General features: G+C 69.2%; 18 protein-coding genes. 8 read left to right on the forward strand and 10 right to left on the reverse strand.

Annotated features, from left to right (window positions below; translation table 11 throughout):
- Positions 1–41 precede the first annotated feature (41 nt).
- Entirely contained in the window at positions 42–1,031 is a 990-nt protein-coding gene (locus tag CVV72_RS14145) for an IS481 family transposase (RefSeq protein WP_219152871.1), read from the forward strand.
- On the opposite strand, the gene CVV72_RS14150 is transcribed toward CVV72_RS14145, so the two are convergent.
- A complete protein-coding gene (locus tag CVV72_RS14150; RefSeq protein WP_219152872.1) occupies positions 1,028–2,104 on the reverse strand; it encodes a TetR/AcrR family transcriptional regulator in 1,077 nt (358 codons plus the stop codon). The two genes, CVV72_RS14145 and CVV72_RS14150, sit on opposite strands and share 4 nt — an antisense overlap.
- A gap of 106 nt (positions 2,105–2,210) precedes the next feature.
- Here CVV72_RS14150 and CVV72_RS14155 point away from each other — a divergent pair, with 106 nt between their 5' ends.
- Positions 2,211–3,401 carry a cytochrome P450 gene (locus CVV72_RS14155; protein WP_219152873.1) on the forward strand — a complete coding sequence of 397 codons (1,191 nt, stop codon included), beginning with the start codon at positions 2,211–2,213 and terminating at the stop codon, positions 3,399–3,401.
- A gap of 26 nt (positions 3,402–3,427) precedes the next feature.
- A complete protein-coding gene (locus CVV72_RS14160) occupies positions 3,428–4,285 on the forward strand; it encodes an LLM class F420-dependent oxidoreductase (protein WP_219152874.1) in 858 nt (285 codons plus the stop codon).
- Here CVV72_RS14160 and CVV72_RS14165 read toward each other — a convergent pair.
- On the reverse strand, positions 4,260–5,657 hold the full coding sequence (locus tag CVV72_RS14165) for a serine/threonine-protein kinase (RefSeq protein WP_219152875.1): 1,398 nt from the start codon (positions 5,655–5,657) through the stop codon (positions 4,260–4,262). The two genes, CVV72_RS14160 and CVV72_RS14165, sit on opposite strands and share 26 nt — an antisense overlap.
- Positions 5,658–5,886: 229 nt before the next feature.
- On the opposite strand from CVV72_RS14165, the gene CVV72_RS14170 reads away from it, so the two are divergent.
- Both CVV72_RS14170 and CVV72_RS14175 read left to right on the forward strand, forming a co-directional pair.
- On the forward strand, positions 5,887–6,579 hold the full coding sequence (locus CVV72_RS14170) for an IclR family transcriptional regulator (protein ID WP_219152876.1): 693 nt from the start codon (positions 5,887–5,889) through the stop codon (positions 6,577–6,579).
- Between the two features lie 347 nt (positions 6,580–6,926).
- A complete protein-coding gene (locus tag CVV72_RS14175; RefSeq protein ID WP_219153953.1) occupies positions 6,927–8,489 on the forward strand; it encodes an amidase in 1,563 nt (520 codons plus the stop codon).
- A gap of 245 nt (positions 8,490–8,734) precedes the next feature.
- Here CVV72_RS14175 and CVV72_RS14180 read toward each other — a convergent pair whose 3' ends face one another.
- On the reverse strand, positions 8,735–9,274 hold the full coding sequence (locus tag CVV72_RS14180; protein WP_219152877.1) for a TetR/AcrR family transcriptional regulator: 540 nt from the start codon (positions 9,272–9,274) through the stop codon (positions 8,735–8,737).
- 90 nt (positions 9,275–9,364) lie between these two features.
- Positions 9,365–9,964, reverse strand: coding sequence for a TetR/AcrR family transcriptional regulator (locus CVV72_RS14185; RefSeq protein WP_219152878.1), 600 nt, complete (start codon positions 9,962–9,964; stop codon positions 9,365–9,367).
- Positions 9,965–10,001: 37 nt separating this feature from the next.
- Here CVV72_RS14185 and CVV72_RS14190 point away from each other — a divergent pair, with 37 nt between their 5' ends.
- Both CVV72_RS14190 and CVV72_RS14195 read left to right on the forward strand, forming a co-directional pair.
- Positions 10,002–10,505 (forward strand): DUF1772 domain-containing protein, encoded by a 504-nt coding sequence (locus CVV72_RS14190; RefSeq protein ID WP_219152879.1) that lies wholly within the window; start codon positions 10,002–10,004, stop codon positions 10,503–10,505.
- Between the two features lie 206 nt (positions 10,506–10,711).
- Positions 10,712–11,866 (forward strand): pentapeptide repeat-containing protein, encoded by a 1,155-nt coding sequence (locus CVV72_RS14195; protein WP_219152880.1) that lies wholly within the window; start codon positions 10,712–10,714, stop codon positions 11,864–11,866.
- A gap of 4 nt (positions 11,867–11,870) precedes the next feature.
- Here the strand turns inward: CVV72_RS14195 and kstD are convergent, their stop codons facing one another.
- The 5 genes from kstD to CVV72_RS14220 form a co-directional block, all read right to left on the reverse strand.
- Positions 11,871–13,616, reverse strand: a complete 1,746-nt coding sequence (kstD, locus tag CVV72_RS14200) for a 3-oxosteroid 1-dehydrogenase (protein ID WP_219152881.1) — start codon at positions 13,614–13,616, stop codon at positions 11,871–11,873.
- Positions 13,617–13,747: 131 nt separating this feature from the next.
- Positions 13,748–14,785, reverse strand: a complete 1,038-nt coding sequence (locus CVV72_RS14205; RefSeq protein WP_219152882.1) for an LLM class flavin-dependent oxidoreductase — start codon at positions 14,783–14,785, stop codon at positions 13,748–13,750.
- The gene (locus CVV72_RS14210) at positions 14,785–15,303 is read right to left on the reverse strand and encodes an SRPBCC family protein (protein ID WP_219152883.1); all 519 of its coding nucleotides are present in this window, start codon (positions 15,301–15,303) and stop codon (positions 14,785–14,787) included. The genes CVV72_RS14205 and CVV72_RS14210 overlap by 1 nt, the downstream gene beginning before the upstream one ends.
- A 48-nt stretch (positions 15,304–15,351) precedes the next feature.
- Positions 15,352–15,867, reverse strand: coding sequence for a helix-turn-helix domain-containing protein (locus tag CVV72_RS14215; RefSeq protein WP_219152884.1), 516 nt, complete (start codon positions 15,865–15,867; stop codon positions 15,352–15,354).
- 60 nt (positions 15,868–15,927) lie between these two features.
- The gene (locus CVV72_RS14220) at positions 15,928–16,851 is read right to left on the reverse strand and encodes a tetratricopeptide repeat protein (protein WP_219153954.1); all 924 of its coding nucleotides are present in this window, start codon (positions 16,849–16,851) and stop codon (positions 15,928–15,930) included.
- Between the two features lie 538 nt (positions 16,852–17,389).
- Here CVV72_RS14220 and CVV72_RS14225 point away from each other — a divergent pair.
- A complete protein-coding gene (locus CVV72_RS14225; protein WP_034319553.1) occupies positions 17,390–17,803 on the forward strand; it encodes an SsgA family sporulation/cell division regulator in 414 nt (137 codons plus the stop codon).
- A 55-nt stretch (positions 17,804–17,858) separates the two neighbouring features.
- Here the strand turns inward: CVV72_RS14225 and fgd are convergent, their stop codons facing one another.
- Entirely contained in the window at positions 17,859–18,863 is a 1,005-nt protein-coding gene (gene fgd / locus CVV72_RS14230) for a glucose-6-phosphate dehydrogenase (coenzyme-F420) (RefSeq protein ID WP_034319550.1), read from the reverse strand.
- Positions 18,864–19,131: the final 268 nt, after the last annotated feature.

The following is a 19,131-nucleotide window of genomic DNA, read 5'->3' on the forward strand; positions in this document are numbered from 1 at the left end:
GTGTGGATTGCGACATCTGCACCGGCTGCCTGGAGGCCCTCGTGACTCACGCTAACGCACCGTTGACCCCTGCCGGAAGGCTGCGCCTGGCCCGGTGTGTCGTGGACGAGGGCTGGCCGTTGCGGCGTGCCGCGGAGCGGTTCCAGGTCGCGGTGTCCACGGCGAAACGCTGGGCCGGCCGCTACCGCGAGGACGGCGAAGCCGGCATGGTCGATCGTTCGTCGCGCCCGCGTCATAGTCCGTCACGGACGCCGACCCGTACCGAGCGGCGGATCATCAAGGTGCGGGTCCTGCGCCGGTGGGGGCCTGCCCGGATCGCCTACCTGCTCGGGCTGAACCCGTCCACGGTGCATCGTGTCCTGCGCCGTTATGGGATTGCCCGGCTGACGCATCTGGACCGGGCCACCGGGCGGTCGGTCCGCCGCTACGAACACGCCGCGCCCGGCGACCTGGTCCACGTGGACATCAAGAAGCTGGGCAACATTCCCGACGGCGGCGGGCACCGCGTCCTCGATCGAGCCACCGGCCTGCGGCACAAGAAAGCCACCACCACCGCCCGTTACCGGCACGGCAAACCCAGGATCGGGTCCAGTTACCTGCACAACGCCGTCGACGATTACTCCCGCCTGGCCTACAGCGAGATCCTGGACGACGAGAAGAAGGAGACCGCGGTCGCTTTCTGGCACCGAGCCCGCACCTTCTTCACCCGCAACGGCATCACCGTCGCGCGAGTACTGACCGACAACGGATCCTGCTACAAATCCCGCCTCTGGCGCGACACGCTGCGCGACGTCGGCATCGTCCACAAACGCACCCGTCCTTACCGGCCGCAGACCAACGGCAAAGTCGAACGGTTCAACCGCACCCTCCTCGAAGAATGGGCCTACGCACGCCCCTACCACTCAGAACAAGAGCGACGAGACGCCTACCCCGGCTGGCTGCACACCTACAATCACCACCGCGGCCACACCGCACTCAACGGCAAACCACCCGCCAGCCGCGTCCCCAACCTCCCAGGGCAATACATCTAGGCGGTGTCCACACGGGACACCTCGCCCGAGACGGCGTGTCCCGCGCCGCGCCCGTCCGCCGTGGCGACGATCCGGCCTCGGTCGACGCGGATCGCGGCTTCGGTCTCGTCGCTGACCGCGAGCACCCCCGCGGCCGCGGCCAGTGTCCCGGTCGCGTCGCACACCACGCGCAGTCGCGGCCAGGACGGCCGGGGGAAGGCCTGCCGCAGCCCGCCGCACACTTCCGCGGCGATCAGCCGGGTCAACGGCACCAGCTCGGCGGGCTCGCTGGTCACGACGACGACGGTGACATCGCCGTCGTGAGCCCGGACGGCCTCTTCCGCGGCGCCCAGCCGATGCGTGCCCAGGACGACGACCACGCCGTCAGCGGGTACGAAGGATTCCCCGCGCACGAGGTCGACGACCTCTGGCGGTGACCACGGCCGGTCGGCCGCCTGTGCCGCGGGCACGATCACCGGCGGCGCCCACCAGTCGTTGAGGGTCAGCCCCGCCAGCCGTTCGCAGGCGCTCACGACGTCGAAGGGTTCGACGAGGCCCGGTGCGGCGGCCGCCAGCTGGCCGGCGCCGTGCAGCGTGGTCAGCACGGTCTCCGCGAGCCGGACCCGACGCGGGATCGGCGAGCCCGGCGGCCGCTCCGGCGGGTCGAGCCGTTCCAGCGCGAGCCCCAGCAGGAGGCCGTTGAGCTTCACCAGCTGAGCGAACGGCCGCCGGACGCGCTCGTCCGCGAGCACTTCCGGTATCAGGTCGCGCACGAGGCCTGCCTGATCGTCGTCCAGGGGAAACGCGGCCACTCTCGACCTGGCCAGTGCGCCCAGCGCGCCCTCGATCGTCTCGCCCGGCATCGCGTGCGGCGCGCCCGCGGACCGTTCGGCTAGCTCGGCCAAGACGGCGAAGTACAGCGCACGTTTTCCCGGGAAGTTCGAGTAGACCGCGCCGCGGGTGAGCTCCGCCCGCTCGGCGATGACGTCGATCTTCGCGTCCCGGAAACCCTGCTCCGCGAACTCGTCACGCGCGGCGGCCAGCACCTTCGCGCGATTGCGCTCCTGCGTCTCCGCCCTGCTCAGCCGGACCATCGGCCTCCCGTCAGCCAGCACGTTGCCCTCGGACCCGGATCAAGATACCTTGACCATTCAGATGACGAGAACATCTGATTTGAACATCCGAACTGGGAGAGCCACCTTGTCCGACGTTCCCGAGATCCTCCTGACCGACCCCGAGGTCCTCCGCGACCCGTTCACCGCCTACGGGCCGGCCCGCGAGCGCTCCCCGATCGCCAAGCTCAGCGCGCCCGGGTTCTCCATGTGGGCGGTGCTGCGCCACGAAGAGGCGCGCAAGATGCTGAGCGACCCGCGGTTCGCCCTGAGCGCGAACAGCTACCAGCGCATGGACATCCCCGACCACTGCCGCCCGTACATGCGGACGATGCAGGAGGTCGAGGGCCCGGAACACCTCCGGCTCCGCCGGCTCGTCGCGCCCGCGTTCACCCCGCGCAAGGCCGCCGCCCTCCGCCCGGGGATCGAGCGGCTCGTGGACGACCTCCTCGACGAACTCGCCGGGGAAGACCGGATCGACCTGGTCACCGCCTTCGCCCGACCCCTGCCGGTCGACGTGATCTGCGCACTGGTCGGCATCCCCGCGGCCGACCGCCCGCGGTGGCGCGAATACGGCGCGCTGGTCTCGGCCGGCGACGGCGCCGGACTCGCGAAAGCGGTCCCCGGGATCGTCGAGGGCGCGCTCGCCGCCATCGCGGACCGGAAACTCCACGCGGGCGAGGACGTCGTCTCGCAACTGCTCCGAATCCAGGCCGAAGACGGCGACAGGCTCAGCGAAACCGAACTGGTCGCCCTGGTCTGGCAACTCGTGCTCGGCGGTCAGGTGCCCGGCAACCTCATCGCCAACGCCGTCGAGATCCTGCTCTCCCACCCCGAACAGCTGGCCGAGCTCCGCGAAGACCCGGCGCTCATGCCCGGAGCGGTCGAGGAGGTGATGCGCTGGCAGAGCCCCCAGCTGCTGACGATCCCCCGGTTCGCCACCACGGACGTCCGGATCGGCGACGTCCTCATCCCTGAAGGAGAACCTGTTACCGTCGCGGTCGCGGCGGCGAACCGGGATCCGCGGGCGTTCGGAGACCCGGACGTCTTCGACATCCGGCGCGCGGCGGGGCCCGCCTGGCACCTCGCCTTCGCCCACGGTCCGCATTTCTGTCTCGGTGCTTCCCTGGCCAGGGTTCAGGCCGAGGTCGCGCTCATCGCCCTGCTGCGCAGATTCCCCGACCTGGCACTCGCCGACGGCCTGCTCCGCATCCCGGACCCGGGCACCTGGCGGCTGAACGCCTTGCCGGTCACCCTGCACGCCACGGTTGCGAACTGAAACACGTTCTAATAGCGTGACCGGTTGTGAGACATGGGATCGTGCTGTTCACCAGTGACCGGGGTATCAGTCCGGCGGCCGCCGCGCGGGCGGCCGAAGCCGCGGGCTTCGACACCTTCCACGTGCCGGAACACACGCACATCCCGGTCAAACGGGAGGCTCCGCATCCGCGCACCGGTGACTCGTCGCTCCCCGACGACCGTTACCTGCGCACGCTGGACCCGTGGGTCGCGCTGGCCACGGCGGCCTCGGTGACCTCCCGGATCCGGCTCGCGACGGCGGTGGCCCTCCCGGTCGAGAGCGATCCGATCACGCTGGCGAAGACGATCGCCAGCCTCGATCATCTCTCGGCAGGGCGGGTCACCCTCGGCGTCGGCTTCGGCTGGAACGTCGACGAACTGGCCGATCACGGCGTTCCCGGCGGCAAACGGCGGACGGTCCTGCGCGAGTACTTGGAAGCGATGCGCGCGCTGTGGACCCAGGACGAAGCTTCGTACGCGGGAGAGTTCGTGTCCTTCGGCGCCAGCTGGGCGTGGCCGAAACCGGCGCAAGCGCATATCCCCGTGATCGTCGGCGCCGGCGCGACGGAGAAGACGTTCCGCTGGATCGCGAAGTCGGCCGACGGCTGGCTCACCACGCCGGGCGACACCGGCATCGAGGACAAAGCCCGGCGGCTACGCGAGATCTGGCGCGAAGAGGGCCGCGCCGGCGAGCCTGAGATCTCGGCGCTCGGCGTCCGCCCGGATCCGGAGAACCTGGCCGCGCTGGAGGCGGCCGGGGTCACCGAGACGATCTTCGGCCTCCCGGACCACTCTCCCGAAGAGGTCGAGGCCTGGCTCCAGCGCCTCGCCGGAAAACTCAGCCTGCCCGCTGGGAGTCGATGAGGTACCGGCCGTCCTGCTGGACCAGGACGAAGGTCTCCCGTTCCGTCGTGGTCCCACCGGAGGCCCGCACGTAGGTGAGCGTCGCCGACACCGTGGTGCCGGATTCGGTCACGTTCGACACGGTCACCGAGCGGAAACCCTTCCAGTAGTTCGAGTACCGCTCGAAGTCCTGATCCCTGGTGCGCTTGAAGTTGTCGCTCAGCGTCGCGAACCCGGCCTGGAGGTTCCCCGGGATGAGCGCGTAGTACGCCGCGAGCGCCTGCCCCGGCGTCTGCGCCGGAGGCGGCGCGGACGAGGATGACGAAGACGGTGTCGAAGGCGGCGCGGAGGACGGCGAAGGCGGTGGCGCGACCGGCTCCGACGTGGTCGGGACGGCGGGCTGCGACTGTGAGGCCGGCGGCGGCGCCTGGCCGGACGGGGTCTCGTCCTCGCGGCTGAGCACCACGACCACGGCCGCGGCGGCGGCCGCCGCGAGCACGAGGAACACGGCGATCACGCCGATCAGCATTCCCTTGCGCGCCTTCGGCGGCGGTTCTTCGGCGACGAGCGTCGTCGGCTCCCCCGCCGCGAGCGCCCGCAGTTCCCGCTCGGTCTCGGCCATCGTCGGCCTGCTGTCCGGCCGGACGTCGAGGAGCCGGTTCAGCAGCGGCGTCAGGATTCCCGACTTGGTCGGCGGGGTGATCTCACCGCTCGACGCGCGGTACAGCAACGCGATCGGGTTCTCGGCCGTGCCGTACGGCGTGCCGCCTTCAAGCGCGGTGTACAGCGTCGCGCCGAGCGAGAACACGTCCGAGGCGGACGTGGCGTCCTCACCCCGGGCCACCTCCGGCGCCAGGAACGCCGGTGTCCCGGAGATCTCGCCGGTCGCGGTGAGCTGGACGTCGCCCATCGCCCGCGAGATCCCGAAGTCGGTGATCTTGACGGTGTCGTCTTCGCCGAGCAGGACGTTGCCGGGCTTGATGTCGCGGTGGACGATGCCCGCCCGGTGCGCGGCCGCCAGCGCCGAGCACAGCTGGATGCCGAGGCGGATGACGTCGTCGACCTCCATCGGCCCTTCGCGCAGTTTGTCCGCGAGACTGGTCGAGGGCAGGTACTCCATGATGATCCACGGGCGGTCCTGCTCGTCGATCACGCCGAAGACGGTGATGGCGTGCGGATGCACCAACCGCGCGGCGATGCGCGCCTCGCGCAGGGCGCGGTTCTTGGCCTCGTCGGCCTTCTGCTCCCCTGCTCCGTGCGGCAGAAGGAGTTCCTTCACCGCGACAGTGCGCTCCAGGTTCTCGTCGCGCGCCCGCCACACGGTGCCCATGGAGCCACCGCCGACGGGCTCGATGAGATCGAACCGGTCGGCGAGGCGGCGGATCTCCTCCATTATCGACGTCCCCCTGGAGCTGTGGTGTTCGCGCGAACCTTGCCAGCATGCCAGGAACGCGCCCGGAGGCCGGACCCGGCAGGGTGGTTCGCGGCGCGGTGTCGGTCACGTCCGCGGATGGGCCGTTCAGCGGAACACCACCCCATCGGCTGCCCGGAAGTTCGTATCCCGGCCCGCCGGGGACGCACTTTACTTCTCCGGTGTGACCTTTTTCCGGGAAAGGGCGGCGATGCGGGAACCCCTTGGCGGACGCGGCGTGCTCGAAGGCGCGTTCGCGTTGCTCGAAGCACTCGATGAACACGACGGGCAGGCCGGGCTGACCCAGCTCGTGCGGGCCACCGGGCTGCCGAAGACCACCGTGCACCGGCTCCTGGACCAGCTGGCCGACCTCGGCGCGGTCGAACGGGCCGGCCGCGGCTACCGGATCGGTTCGCGGGTGTTCCGCCTCGGGCGGTTCTGGCAGCCCGAACTCCGGGACCTGGCCAAGGAACGGCTGCCGTCGCTTTCGGCGCGGATGCGCGCGAGCCTGGTGCTCGTGGTCCCGAGGGAAGGTCGCGCGCTGGTCGCCGCGGGCGCCGTCCTCCCCGCCGACGACGTCCCCGTGTGCCCGGGCCGCCCGCTTCCTCCGGGGACCGCCGCCGGGCGGCTCCTCGCCGCCCATCACCCCGCCCTCGCCGAACCGGACGCGGACGCGCTGGAGATCCGCGCGGCCGGGTACGCGGCCGAATCGGAGACGATCGCGGAAGGGCTCTGTTGCGCCGCCGTCGGCATCACGACCCCGGACGGCCGGGCCGGCGCGGCGCTCGCCGCCGTCCTGCCCGCCCGCCGCGACCCGGCTTCCACGGTGGCCGTGCTGACGAGCACCGCCCGTTCCTTCGGCGCCGCGCTCGCCGAATGCTCACTGCGGAACCGGGCCGGATGATCGGCGAATCGCGAACAATCCGCGATCAACGCGAAAACCGATGTCCCGCCGAAAGCAGGCGGAATATTTCCGACGGAATCCCGGATATCCCCTCACCGTGCGTCCACGACCGGCGTCACCCAGTGCCGAAATCACGCTCACCGTTGCCCCGCAGGCTGTTTGCGTGACCGATCGCCTACCGGATGAGCGGCCGCGCGGCGATCAACTCACCGTTTCCCGCTTTTCGGGGCCGGTTCCGAACCACGGCCGCGCCCGTACTGTTCAGGAATTCTTTCGAGCAAGGAGGGAATTCCTTGAGAAGACATTCCTGGAAAAGGCGGGGCGTGGCCGTCGCCGCGTTTCTCGTCATGGTGTCGGCCGCGTCGGCCACCACGGCCGTCCCGGCGTCGGCCACGGGAGCCTCCGGCCGCCCCGTGGTGGCCGGGATCGACCTGGAGCGGGCGACGATCCCCGACCTGCAGCGGGCGATGCGCTCCGGGCGGCTGTCCTCGGTCGAGCTGACCGCCTTCTACCTGCAGCGGATCCGCAAGCTGAACCCGACGCTCCACGCGGTACTCACCACGAACCCGGACGCGCTGCGGCTCGCCGCGGAGAGTGACGCGCGGCGGCACCGGCACCGGTCGAAGGGGCCCATGGACGGCATCCCGGTGCTGCTCAAGGACAACATCGACACCGCGGACCGGCAGCCGACCACGGCGGGCTCGACGGCACTGCTGGAATCCCGTCCCTACCGCGACGCCGGAGTGGTCGAAAACCTGCGCGAGGCCGGGGCGGTCATCCTCGGCAAGGCCAACCTGTCGGAGTGGTCGAGTTACCGCTCCACCAGCTCGTCGAACGGCTGGAGCCCGCTCGCCGGGCAGACCGCCAACCCCTACGTCCTCGACCGCAACCCGTGCGGCTCCTCGTCCGGTTCGGGGGTGGCCGTCGCCGCACACCTGGCGACCGTCGCTGTCGGGACCGAGACGGACGGTTCGATCAGCTGCCCGTCCGGCGCCAACGGCATCGTCGGCGTCAAGCCGAGCCTCGGGCTCGTCAGCCGCAGCGGGATCGTGCCGGTGTCGAAACAGCAGGACACGGCGGGCCCGATGGCGCGCAACGTGGTCGACGCCGCGATCCTGCTCGCCGCCCTCAACGGGGCCGACCGCCGTGACCCGATCACCGTCGACGCCGCCCGGCAATCACTCGACGACTACACGCGGTTCCTGCGCCCCAACGCTTTGCGTGGAAAGCGCATCGGCGTCTGGCGTGAGGTCTACACACCGGACGACACGACGAAGGCGGCCTTCGACCAGGCGCTGACCAGGCTCCGGAAACTCGGCGCGACCACGGTCGAGATCACCATCCCCTATCTGGACGTCATCGCCGCCAACGAGTTCCCCGCGATCAGGACCGAGTTCAAGCACGACATCAACGCCTACCTCGCTTCGACCGGCGGCAAGCATCCCGCCGACCTGGCGGGGCTGATCCAGTACAACCTGGACCACGCGGCGATCGAAATGCCGTACTGGACCCACAATCTGTGGGACCGGTCGCAGGCCACCACCGGCGATCTCACCGATCCGGCGTACCGCGCGATGCGCGAAGCCGCGACGAGCGCCGCCCGGCGGGGCCTCGACGAAACGCTGCGCGGTGAGAAGCTCGACGCGATCGTGGCGCCGACGAACAACGCCGCGTGGAAGACGCAGCTCGGGGTCGGTGACGGCGCGCTGCTGATCGACTCGTCCGGCCCGGCGGCCGTGTCGGGCTACGCCAACATGACCGTTCCGATGGCGTACGCCGGACCGCTGCCGCTGGGGCTGTCGATCATGGGCGGACGGTTCAGCGAACCGTCGCTCCTGGCCATCGCCTACGCCTTCGAGCAGGACACGAAGGTGCGGCGGCTGCCGACCTTCATTCCGTCCATCGGCTGAACCGGGTCGCGGGGTGGTTGGTTCGTTCGAGACTTCGTGATATTCGTGATCGATCGCTGAGAGCCCTCGCCCATACGGCTACTCCACGTGACCTGTGGGACTGCGAGTGAGGGGTGTGTGGAAATAGAGACGTTCAATGTCCCTATTTCCACACACCCACGTCTCAGGGGGACTGTGTGGATTTCCGGTCGTCCAACGCACCGAAATCCACACAGTGCCCCCTTGGGCGAGCGCACCACGTGTCCTCACCCCACCAGCAGCCCGAGGCTGCGCTCCACTTCGGCGACCGCGGCTTCGCGCTCGACGTGGCCGTCGATCACGAGCGTGGCCAGCCCGTGGAGCAGGCACCAGAGCGTGACGGCGAAACCGCCCGGATCGTTCCGCTCCCCCACCCCGTCGGCCAGCACCGCGCAGGTCACCCGGTGCGCCTCGGCCAGTTCCGGATACGCGGCGCGGTCACCGATCCCGGCGCCGGCCATCAAGCGGTACAGCGCCGGATTCTCCAGGGCGAAGCCGAGATAGGACCGTCCGAGCGCGGTCACCGTCCCGGCGCCGCAGGCCCGCAGGCGGTCCTGCACTTCGGCGTGCCCCTCCAGCGCGACCGCCACCAGCAGCGCGTCCTTGTCGCGGAAATGCCGGTACGGCGCCGCGGTGGACGCACCCACCTTCGCGACCGCCGCGCGCAGACTCACTCCCTCCGGACCTCGTTCGACGAGGAGCTCCCGTGCGGCGAGGACGAGCGCACGACGAAGATCCCCGTGGTGATAGGCACGTTTGATGATCATGGCGGACCCCCCAGCCCTTGATGCCACGCGAACGCCCCACCTTAACGGGTGCGGAACCGGCCGTGAGCGCTTCGGGGCGTTCCGTGTCCGTCAGTCCCGCCGAGCGGCACCGCAGAGCCGCAGGACACTCTCGGCGAGCGCGTCGACGCCGTCTTCGAGCGTCAACTGCTGCGCGTCCACGGCGTGTCCGGCGGCGTGACCGAGCGCCACGATCGCGTCGACGAGCCAGGGATTCGCGAGTTCCCGGTCGAACTCCCCCGACTCCTTGCCCCGGGTGAGCAGCCGGTCCAGATGGTCGGCCACCGGCGTATGACGGTTCCGGTCGGCTTCGGGATCGTTCTCTTCGGCGGCACCGGCGGGCAGCTGGGGATAGCGCCGGAACATCCGCCAGCCGACGTCGAGGAGGCGCAGCATGGCGTCGGCGGCGGGACCCTCGCCGAGCCGCGCGGCATCCATCTCGTTCGCCGCCTCCTCGGAGACCGCGTCGATCACCGCGCTCAGGAGCACCTCGCGGGTCTTGAAGTGCGCGTAGACGGTCTGCCTGCTCACTCCGGCCGCTCTCGCGATGTCCTCGACGCTCGCATGGGCTTGCGTGCCAAGGACTTCCTTGGCCGCGGCGAGGATCGAAGCGACACTGCGATCGGCGTCGGTCCGCCGTCGCCGCTGCCGCCCTTCGGCTAGCTCGGACATGTTGTCAACATTAACTCACGCGGCTATGTTTGACAGCATGTCAAAGTTAAGCCTCGCCACCGGTATCGCTCTCCTGTCGACAGGACTGCTCGCGGGAGCGTTCGGGTACGGCGCGGTCAACGTCGCCGCCACGTTCGACGTCGTCCCGCTCGACGTCCGGCTGACCTTCCACACGGCGCTGATGCAGCGGAACGGAGTCGTCATGCAGTCCGCGATGGCGCTCGCGGCGATCAGCTCCCTCGCGCTCGCCTTCCTGAGCCGAGAGCGGCCGCGGCAGCTGGCCGGCGTGGCCACGGCCCTCGTCGTGACCTCGTTTCTGGTCGCCCGCTTCGGGAACGTGCCCATCAACGGCCGGATCAAGGTCTGGGCGGCCACCTCGGCACCGGCCGACCACGCGGCGATCCTCGATCAGTGGGAGACCTACAACGTCATCCGGACCATCGCCGCGCTCACCGCTTTCGTGCTCGTCATCGCCGTTTCACGGATGAAGGTCGCCGACCGCGTCCTCACACCGGCGCGACAAATGTCCCGACCAGCCTGAACACGCCCGGGTCTATCACGTATTCGCCAGATTCGAAATCGGCCCCGCGCTGCGATCATGGTCCGATGGCCGATGATTCCCAGCCTCCGGAAAAGTCGCGACCCCGACCGGCCGGTACCTCGGAGGGGAAACATCGAACCCTGTCGAATCGCACCATCACCTTGTGCGCCGGGCTTCTCCTGGTCTTCGCCGTCGCCGCTTGCTGGGTGCTGTTCTTTCTCTACGGAAAAGGAACAGACGCCGACAAGGCTCGGCTGGAAGGGGTGCGCACCGTCGGCACGATCGTGCTCGGAGCAGGCGGCGCCATCGCGTTGCTCCTGGCCGCCCGACGCCAGCAGACCGCGGAACAGGACCTCATCACCAAGCGTCATGACCTTCAACTGCGAGAGCAGGCCAACGACGACGCTCGCCACGATGCCGCGGAGCGGCGGATCAGCGACCTCTACCTCAAAGCAGTGGAGCAACTGGGAGCCGACAAGGCACCCGTTCGGCTCGCCGGGCTGTACGCCCTCGATCGCCTGGCTCAAGACAACCCTTCACAACGTCAGACGATCGTCAACGTGATCAGCGCCTACCTGCGCATGCCTTACGAATTTCCCGACAAGCCTCCCGATCCCACCGCCGAGAAGGATATCCACGACGAATACCGAAGGGATCTCCAAGAACGCGAAGTACGAACGACCGCCCAACGCATCTTGGCCGACCACCTCGACCCGAACTATCAGGACGGGAAACGGTTCTGGCCGGACATCGACCTGGACCTCAGCGGCGCACTGTTGATCGACGTCATGCTCCGCGACTGCCGGCTCAACAACGCACGTTTCTCGAACGCTCGGTTCTGTGGTGACACCTTGTTCATGGGCATCCACTTCGATGGGGAAACCCGGTTCGACGGCGTCACGTTCGCCGGCGACGCCTGGTTCTCGGAAGCCCGGTTCACCGGCAACGTCCGATTCGATCAAGCGACCTTCGAAGCCATGGCCAGATTCGACGCGGCCACCTTCAAAGGGACCGCCACATTTCGCGCAGCCTCGTTCCTGCGCGAGGCCCGGTTCACGAATACGACGTTCACCGGGAGCGTGGTGTTCAGCAAAGCCACCTTCGCCGACAGCGCAACCTTCGATGACTCCACGTTCTTCGAAGACGCGTACCTTCCCGGTGTGACGTTCGCGCATCGGTCCTACTTCACTGAGGCCGCGTTCGCAGGTGACGCCTGGTTCAACCAGGTGACCTTCAGCAGCTACACCACGTTCGACGGAGCGACGTTCAGCGGTGACATCAGGTTCACCGACTCCACCTTGGACGGCGTTCCCTACGTTCCGTCACAACTTCGACCGCACAAGCCGCCCGAAGACGAATGAAACCTCAGCCCGCCTGATCCGCGAGATCGTTCGCCGCGACATAACCGAAGGTCATCGCCGGGCCGATCGTCGATCCCGCCCCCGCGTAACTGTTGCCCATCACCGCCGCGCTGGCGTTCCCGGCGGCGTACAGGCCCGGGATGACCGAGCCGTCCGCCCGCAGGACCCGTGCCCGCGCGTCGGTGCGCATCCCGCCCTTGGTGCCGAGGTCGCCCGGGACGATCTTGAAGGCGTAGAAGGGCGGCTCCCAGAGCGGCGCGAGACACGAGTTCGGCAGGACGTACGGATCGGTGTAGTAGTGGTCGTAAGCGCTGGCACCCCTGCGGAAATCACTGTCCACACCGGACAGCGCCAGCCCGTTGAACCGGTTCACCGTGGCGCGCAACGCCTGCGGCGGGACACCGATCGCGCTGCCGAGCGACTCCACGGTCCACGCCTTCTTGACCGCCCCGGCCGAGTACCACTCGTCGGGAAACGGCAACAGTGGCGCGACGTCGCGGAAAAGATACCGGTTGCGGTAGTGCTGGTCGACGACCAGCCACGCGGGAATGGTGGGCGACGTCGGGTTCCGGTCGTACATCGTGTGCACGACGTCGCTGTAGGGCGCCGCTTCGTTGACGAATCGCTTGCCCGCCGCGTCCACCATCAGCCCGCCGGGCAGGGTCCGCTCGGAGAGGCAGAAGTACGGTTCGCCGGGGAGCGGGATCGCCGGCCCCCACCAGGCGTCGTCCATCAGGTCCAGTGCCGCACCGGCGCGCTTTCCCGCCAGGATCCCGTCCCCGGTGTTCGACCGGGCGCCGACCGTCCATTGTGTACCGATCGGCTGGCGCTGATATTCCGCCCGCATGGCCGCGTTGTGCTCGAACCCGCCGGAGCCGACGATGACGCCGCGCCGGGCCTTCACCACGCCCGCGGCGACGGTCACCCCGGTGACCTTCCCGTTCTCGATGACGAGATCGGTCAACGGCGTGTTCAGCCAGACCGGGACCCCGGCGCGCTGCAACCCGGCCCGCAGTCCCGCGGCCAGCGACTGTCCCATGGTGAGCGGTTTCTGCCCGGCGAGGGCGGCGGCCGTGCCACGCGCGAGGCAGGCGGCCGCCACCGCGGCGCCCTTCGGGTTGACCGCGGCCAGCGCGAGCCATTTGTAGTCGGCACTGAAGACGACCATCCCCGCGGGCGTGGCGAGGTAGGGCGGATTCAGGTTGGCCAGTTCGGCGCCGAGGACGTTCCCGTCGAGCTGGTCGGGTTCGATCGAACGGCCGCCAGGCATCCCGCCGGGCAGCTCCGGGTAGTAGTCGCTGTAGCCCTCCATCCACCGGAACCGCAGCGGGCTGTTGGCCATCACGAACGACAGCATCGCCGGGCCGTTGGCGAGGAATGCCTGCTGCCGCGAGGCAGGGATCGACGGGCCGACGACGGCGGCCAGGTACCGCGCGGCCTGGTCCGGGGTGTCGCGGACGCCTGCCTCGGCCAGCACGGAATTGCACGGAATCCAGATCCCCGCCCCGGACCGGGCGGCCGAACCACCGAACTTCGCCGCCTTCTCCAGCACCACGCAGCTGAGCCCGCGTTTCGCCGCGGTCAGCGCGGCGGTCATCCCCGCCGCGCCCGCACCGACCACGACGACGTCGTACTCGCCGAGCACCGCGGAGGCGGCCGCGGCCGTCCCGGCGAACGGCAGTCCCGAAGCGAGCGCGAGCCCGGTGCCGAGCAGGACCTGGCGCCGGGACAGACCGGAATCGGGACCCATGAATCCTCCTCGCGTGGGGATCGAGCGAGGTCATGTTCTCCGGACCATGGGCAAAAGTGGAACAAGTTCTACCCGCTTGGAGCAGGCGCGACCGGCCGCGCTCGGCCGGTCACCTCAGCCGGCGCGGGCATTCAGCCCAGCGCACGGACCAGCTCCAGCGCGCGGCCGAGAGTGGTGAGCCGGTCGGCGACCGTCTCCCCCGCCGGGTACAGCCGGACCGTGCCGACGCCGGCGTCCTGCCAGACGCGCAGCCGTTCGGCGACCATCGGTTCGGTGCCGATCAGCGTCGTGCCGAGCACCATCTCGTCGGTCACCAATGCGGCGGCGCCTTCGCGGTCGCCGGCCTGCCAACGCTCCCGCACCGCCGCGGCCGCCTCGGCCCACCCTTGCCTGCTGTAGGCGTTGTTGTAGAAGTTCGTCTTGGCCGAACCCATCCCGCCGAGGCTGAACGCGAGTTCGGCCTTGCGGCCCGCGACCATCCCGCGCAACTCGTCCTCGTCCGCGGCGAAGGCGACCTCGGCACCTTGGCAGACCTCGAGGTCCGCCCGCGTTCGGCCCGCTTTCGCGAGACCCGCGTCGAGATGCGAGAAATAGGCCTGCGCCCCCTCGGGGACGAAACTGGTGCCCAGCCAGCCGTCCGCGATCTCGCCGGTCAGCTCCAGCAGCTTGGGCGAGAGCGTGGCCAGATGGATCGGGATCTCCGGATTCGGCGGCACCGACAGCCGCATCGGCTTGCTTTCGCCCGGCAGCGGGATCTCGAATTCCTTGCCGGAGAACGAGATCTTCTCCCCCGCGAACGCCTGCCGGATGATCGCGACCGTTTCCCGCATCCGGGTCAGCGGCCGGGCGAACGGAACCCCGTGGAGTCCCTCGATCACCTGTGGCCCCGAAGCGCCGAGCCCGAGGACGAACCGGCCTCCGGAGAGCTCCGAGAGGGTCAGCGCGGTCTGCGCGATCGCCACCGGGGTCCGGGTGCCGAGCTGGATGATGCCCGAGCCGAGCCGGATCCGCTCGGTCCGCGCCGCGAGATAGCCGAGCACGGACGGCGCGTCCGAACCCCACGCTTCGGCGACCCAGCATTCGTCGAGACCGAGCTTTTCGGCCTCCAGCACGAACTCCAGCGTCTCCCGCCAGCCGCGGGACGCCTCGACCGTGGTCGCCGTCCGCATCACGCGCCGTCCGCCTCGGCGCGCTCCTTGATCGCGGCGAGGGTCCCGGTCATCGCGTTCTCGAACTCGCGCAGCCGGACGAAGACGATCTTCTCCTCCTTGTCCGGCATCTGGTCGATGGCCAGCGAGAGACCCGACCGCCCCGGCCCCATTTGCATCCACTGCCGGAGCTTCGTCCCGCCGTTCTCGGGTTCCAGCGTGAAGCGCCACACCGCGGTGGGCGTTTCGGGATCCTGCACCGCCCAGGCGAAGACGCGCGGGGCCTCGCATTCGACGACGTACGACGTCGTCTGCCATTCGCCGAACGCGTCGTGCCTGCTGTGACCGACGAACCGCCTGCCGACCGCGGGCGCGCCCTGCGCGCCGTCGCACCACTCGACCGAGCGGACTTCCTGGCTCATTTCCGGCATCAGCCGCACATCGGACACGATCGACCAGACCCGCTCGGGGGCGGCGTCGATCCACGCCTGCACCTCGACCGTCGGCTTGTCGGCGTACTTGGCGCCCGTCCACTCCATCGTGGTCACCCTCCCATGCCCGTGACCTCGATAGTTGCGTAGATGGACTTACGTTGTCAAACCTTCCTGCGCGGCGAAGCGGCGGACGACGTCCGGGCGGCTCGCGAGCTTGGGCGGGTAGCCCGCGCCGAGCCGGGCCCGCGTGTTCTCCGCGGTGAGCGGCCGGGCACAGTGCGCGCAGACGACCTCGGCGTGGGTGTCGTGCCCACAGGTCTCGTGATGGAGGGTGATCGGCGGCCCGTCGTCCCCGGAGAGCCAGCGGTCGCCCCAGCGGGACATGGCGGCGAGGACCCCGTAGAAATCCGAGCCCTTCTCGGTCAGCACGTAGTCGTAACGGACGGGGTCGGCCTGGTAGGCGCGCTTTTCCAGCAGACCTTCCGCGACCAGGCGGCGCAACCGGTCGGCGAGGGTGTTCCGTGCGATGTCGAGCTGCTGCTGGAACTCGTCGAACCTGCGGATCCCGTAGAACGCCTCCCGCAGGACCAGCGGCGTCCACCAGTCGCCGAGCAGGTCCATGGTGCGCGCGATCGAACACGGCCACTGCGCGAACGAAGTCCGTTTCATACCCGCGAGCCTACGCCCGGCGAAATTGATCCGGTCATTCCCACACCCATTCTCCGGCACTCAGGCACTGGCCCGAAATGTTGCGATCCGGTCAAGGATATCTCGCGCGTTAATGTCACCCACCTGCTTCCGCACGCTTTCCGACAGCGGCCGTAAACGATCTCGCGTCCGCGCGGAACGGATTCCGTCCGCGATGTCCATCGCGGCGAGACCGACCTCCGCCGCCCGGTCGAGATCGCCTTCCAGCGCGTGGTCGACCGCGAGCCAGATCATCGTCAGCGACCGGCTGCGCACCATGTCCGGCCCGTAGCCCTCGATGGCTTCGGTGAGCGCGGGAATGGCCTTCCGGCTGTGGCGGACGTCGACGAGCCTGGCGAGTTCGGTGCGCACCGTGCCGATCATCGCGGCCAGGTCGTTGGCCGTGAAGAAAGCCGACCACGACGGGACGGCGTCGCCCGCGGAGTCCGCGAACTGTTCCGGGGCAAGGGAAATCTTGTCGAGTGCCTGGCGGACGTCACCGAGCAGCGCGTAGGCCCACGCCTCGTTCGCCGACAGGATCGCCTGCGACAGCGGCCGTCCGGCGCGCCGCGCCGCGACCTGTCCCTGGGCGAACTGCTCGAGCGCTTCCGACGGTGACCGGTGATGCAGGCACATCCGGCCGAGCCGGTAGCGGACATTGGCGAGGAGGTCGTCGTCTTCAGCCTCCTCCGCGAGATCGAGCGCGCGACGGAAGTGCCGCTCCGCCCGGACCGGACGGCCGGAGTCGAATTCCGTCCAGCCCTTGAGGTTGTGCAGATCCGCGACCACGCCGGCCAGCCGCCGGGCCAGCGGGTCGGGCATCATCCCGCGTCGCAGCGCGGCGCCGTACGGTTCCAGCACGCGCAGCAACTCCCGGCAGGACCCGCCGCCTTCTCGATAGTCGCGGGCCCGGAGCGCGGCGATGACGCCCTCCAGCCGGTCGATGTCGGCCTGCCCGACGCGCATCGGGAGCCGGTCAATCACGACGGCGTCCCTGGACGCGCGGCACCGGCGGCGCGGTCCCGAAGCCCGACGAAGGCGGAACACGTCCGGTCGCCGTCCGCGCGCGCGGTCCTCGAACGACATCCCGCCGCGCGCGGTCTTCCCTGGGAATGACGACGGTGATTCGTACACCCATTACCGCTCCCTCCGATCCGCAACGACCAAGCTCGCCGAGGTCCAGGACGGAGCCACGCCGGTCTCCTGGAAACATTTGAACGACGCGTGCTGATGTTAAACCGCCAAGAATACAGATTCACTCCGCCAAATGGCTGCCCATATTTCCTTCATCGGAATATGCACGTGCGAATTCTCTTTCTTTTGCACGGATGATCGCCTTTTCCGTCCGCTCACCCCACGTGCCCGCCGAAGACGGTGCGTGAGCACGTGAGACGCAGCTCTCAGCCGAACGTGTGAACCTTGTCGACTCGGGTCACGAAAAGGCTTCACATTGCGTTATCCATAGCTGAAGATCAACAGCAACCGAACGTAAGGGGCTGAAGCATTGGACAGGGAAAGCGACCTCATCCGGGGGACGATCGTCTTCGGCCTGCGCACATTCGGTGCGGACCCGCTCCCCGTGCGGGCCGACCTCGAATACGACCCCGAGGACCCGTACGCCGTCGTGGTGGCCTATCACTCGGGCGGCGGGACGGTGCGCTGGATGTTCGGCCGCGATCTCCTCGCGGACGGCCTCCTCACCCCATCGGGTGAAGGCGACGTGATCATCAGCCCGGCCGACGACACCTCGATCGTGATCTTCGCGCTCAGCGCGCCCGACGGCTGCGCCGTCCTCGAAGCGCCCGCACAGGAGCTGGCCGAGTTCCTCGACCGCACCTACGACGTCGTGCCCGCCGGCTCCGAGCCGGAATGGTTCGACTTCGACCAGGAGATCGGGAAGCTCGTCACCGAGTCCTGACCCGCCTGAACCCCGGTGGCGGCACCGTCCGCGCGATGCCGCCGTCCGCGCCGGGTCAGGCGAGTTCGCGGAGCCCCGGGACGACCTGTTCGGAGAACGAGCGCAGGAAGCGTTCCTGGTCGTGGCCGGGACCGTGGAAGACGAGGTGGTTGAAGCCCGCCTCGACGTACGGCTTGATCTGCTCGACGGCGTCCGCCGGGTCGGAGGTGACGATCCAGCGGCGGGCGACCTGCTCGATCGGCAGCGCGTCCGCGGCCTTTTCCATCTCCGCCGGATCCTCGATACCGGCCTTCTGCTCCGGCGTCAGCGAGAGCGGCGCCCAGAACCGGGTGTTCTCCAGCGCCTGCGCCGGATCCGGGTCGTAGGACAGCTTGATCTCGATCATCTTGTCGATGTCGCCGGTGCTGCGGCCGACCTGCTCCGCGCCTTCCGCGACCGCGGGCAGGAGCTTTTCGGTGTAGAGCTCCATGCCCTTGCCGCTGGTGCAGATGAAGCCGTCGCCCTGCTTGCCGACGTACTTCGCCATCACCGGGCCACCGGCCGCGATATAGATCGGCACGCCGCCCTCGGGGCGGTCGTACACGGTGGCGTCCGTGGTCTGGAAGTACTCGCCTTCGAACGTGACGCGTTCTTCGGACCACAGCTTGCGCATCAGCTCGATCGCCTCGCGCAGCCGCGCGAACCGCTCCTTGAACGCCGGCCACTCGATCCGGGCCACCGCGACCTCGTTGAGGGCCTCGCCGCTGCCGACACCGAGCAGCACCCGGCCCGGGTACAGGCTGCCGAGGGTGCCGAACGCCTGTGCCACCACGGCCGGGTTGTAGCGGAAGGTCGCCGTCAGCACGCTGGTGCCGAGCACGACCCGCTCGGTGCGCTCGCCGACCGCCGCCATCCACGCGAAGGAGAACGGCGCGTGCCCGCCCTGGTGCCGCCAGGGCTGGAAATGGTCGCTGACCATCACGCTGTCCAGCCCGACCTGCTCGGCGAGCACGGAGTACTCGACGAGGTCGCGCGGGCCGAATTGCTCGGCCGACGCCTTGTAACCGATCTTCAGTGCCATCCGGGGTCACCACCTGGGCTCTTGGGTTGTTCCGCTTTTCACCTTGGCACAGAGTCGATCAGCTCCGCCCATGCCTCGACGAGGTGAAGAGTGTCGGGAACACCACTGTGTCACCGGGAATGCCGCCGGGAATGCGCGTGGAAAGACCCCGTACCCGCCCTCACCCTCCGGAACCGGCACGTGGTGATGAACTGTGCCGTTTGCGCCGTCACCTGTGCGTCGTGCTGGGCGGAGTTGTGATCGGGGAGTCGAACCCCACGCTGCCCGC

Origin of the sequence: Amycolatopsis sp. TNS106, from assembly GCF_019330265.1 — a bacterium.
Classification (GTDB): domain Bacteria; phylum Actinomycetota; class Actinomycetes; order Mycobacteriales; family Pseudonocardiaceae; genus Amycolatopsis; species Amycolatopsis lurida.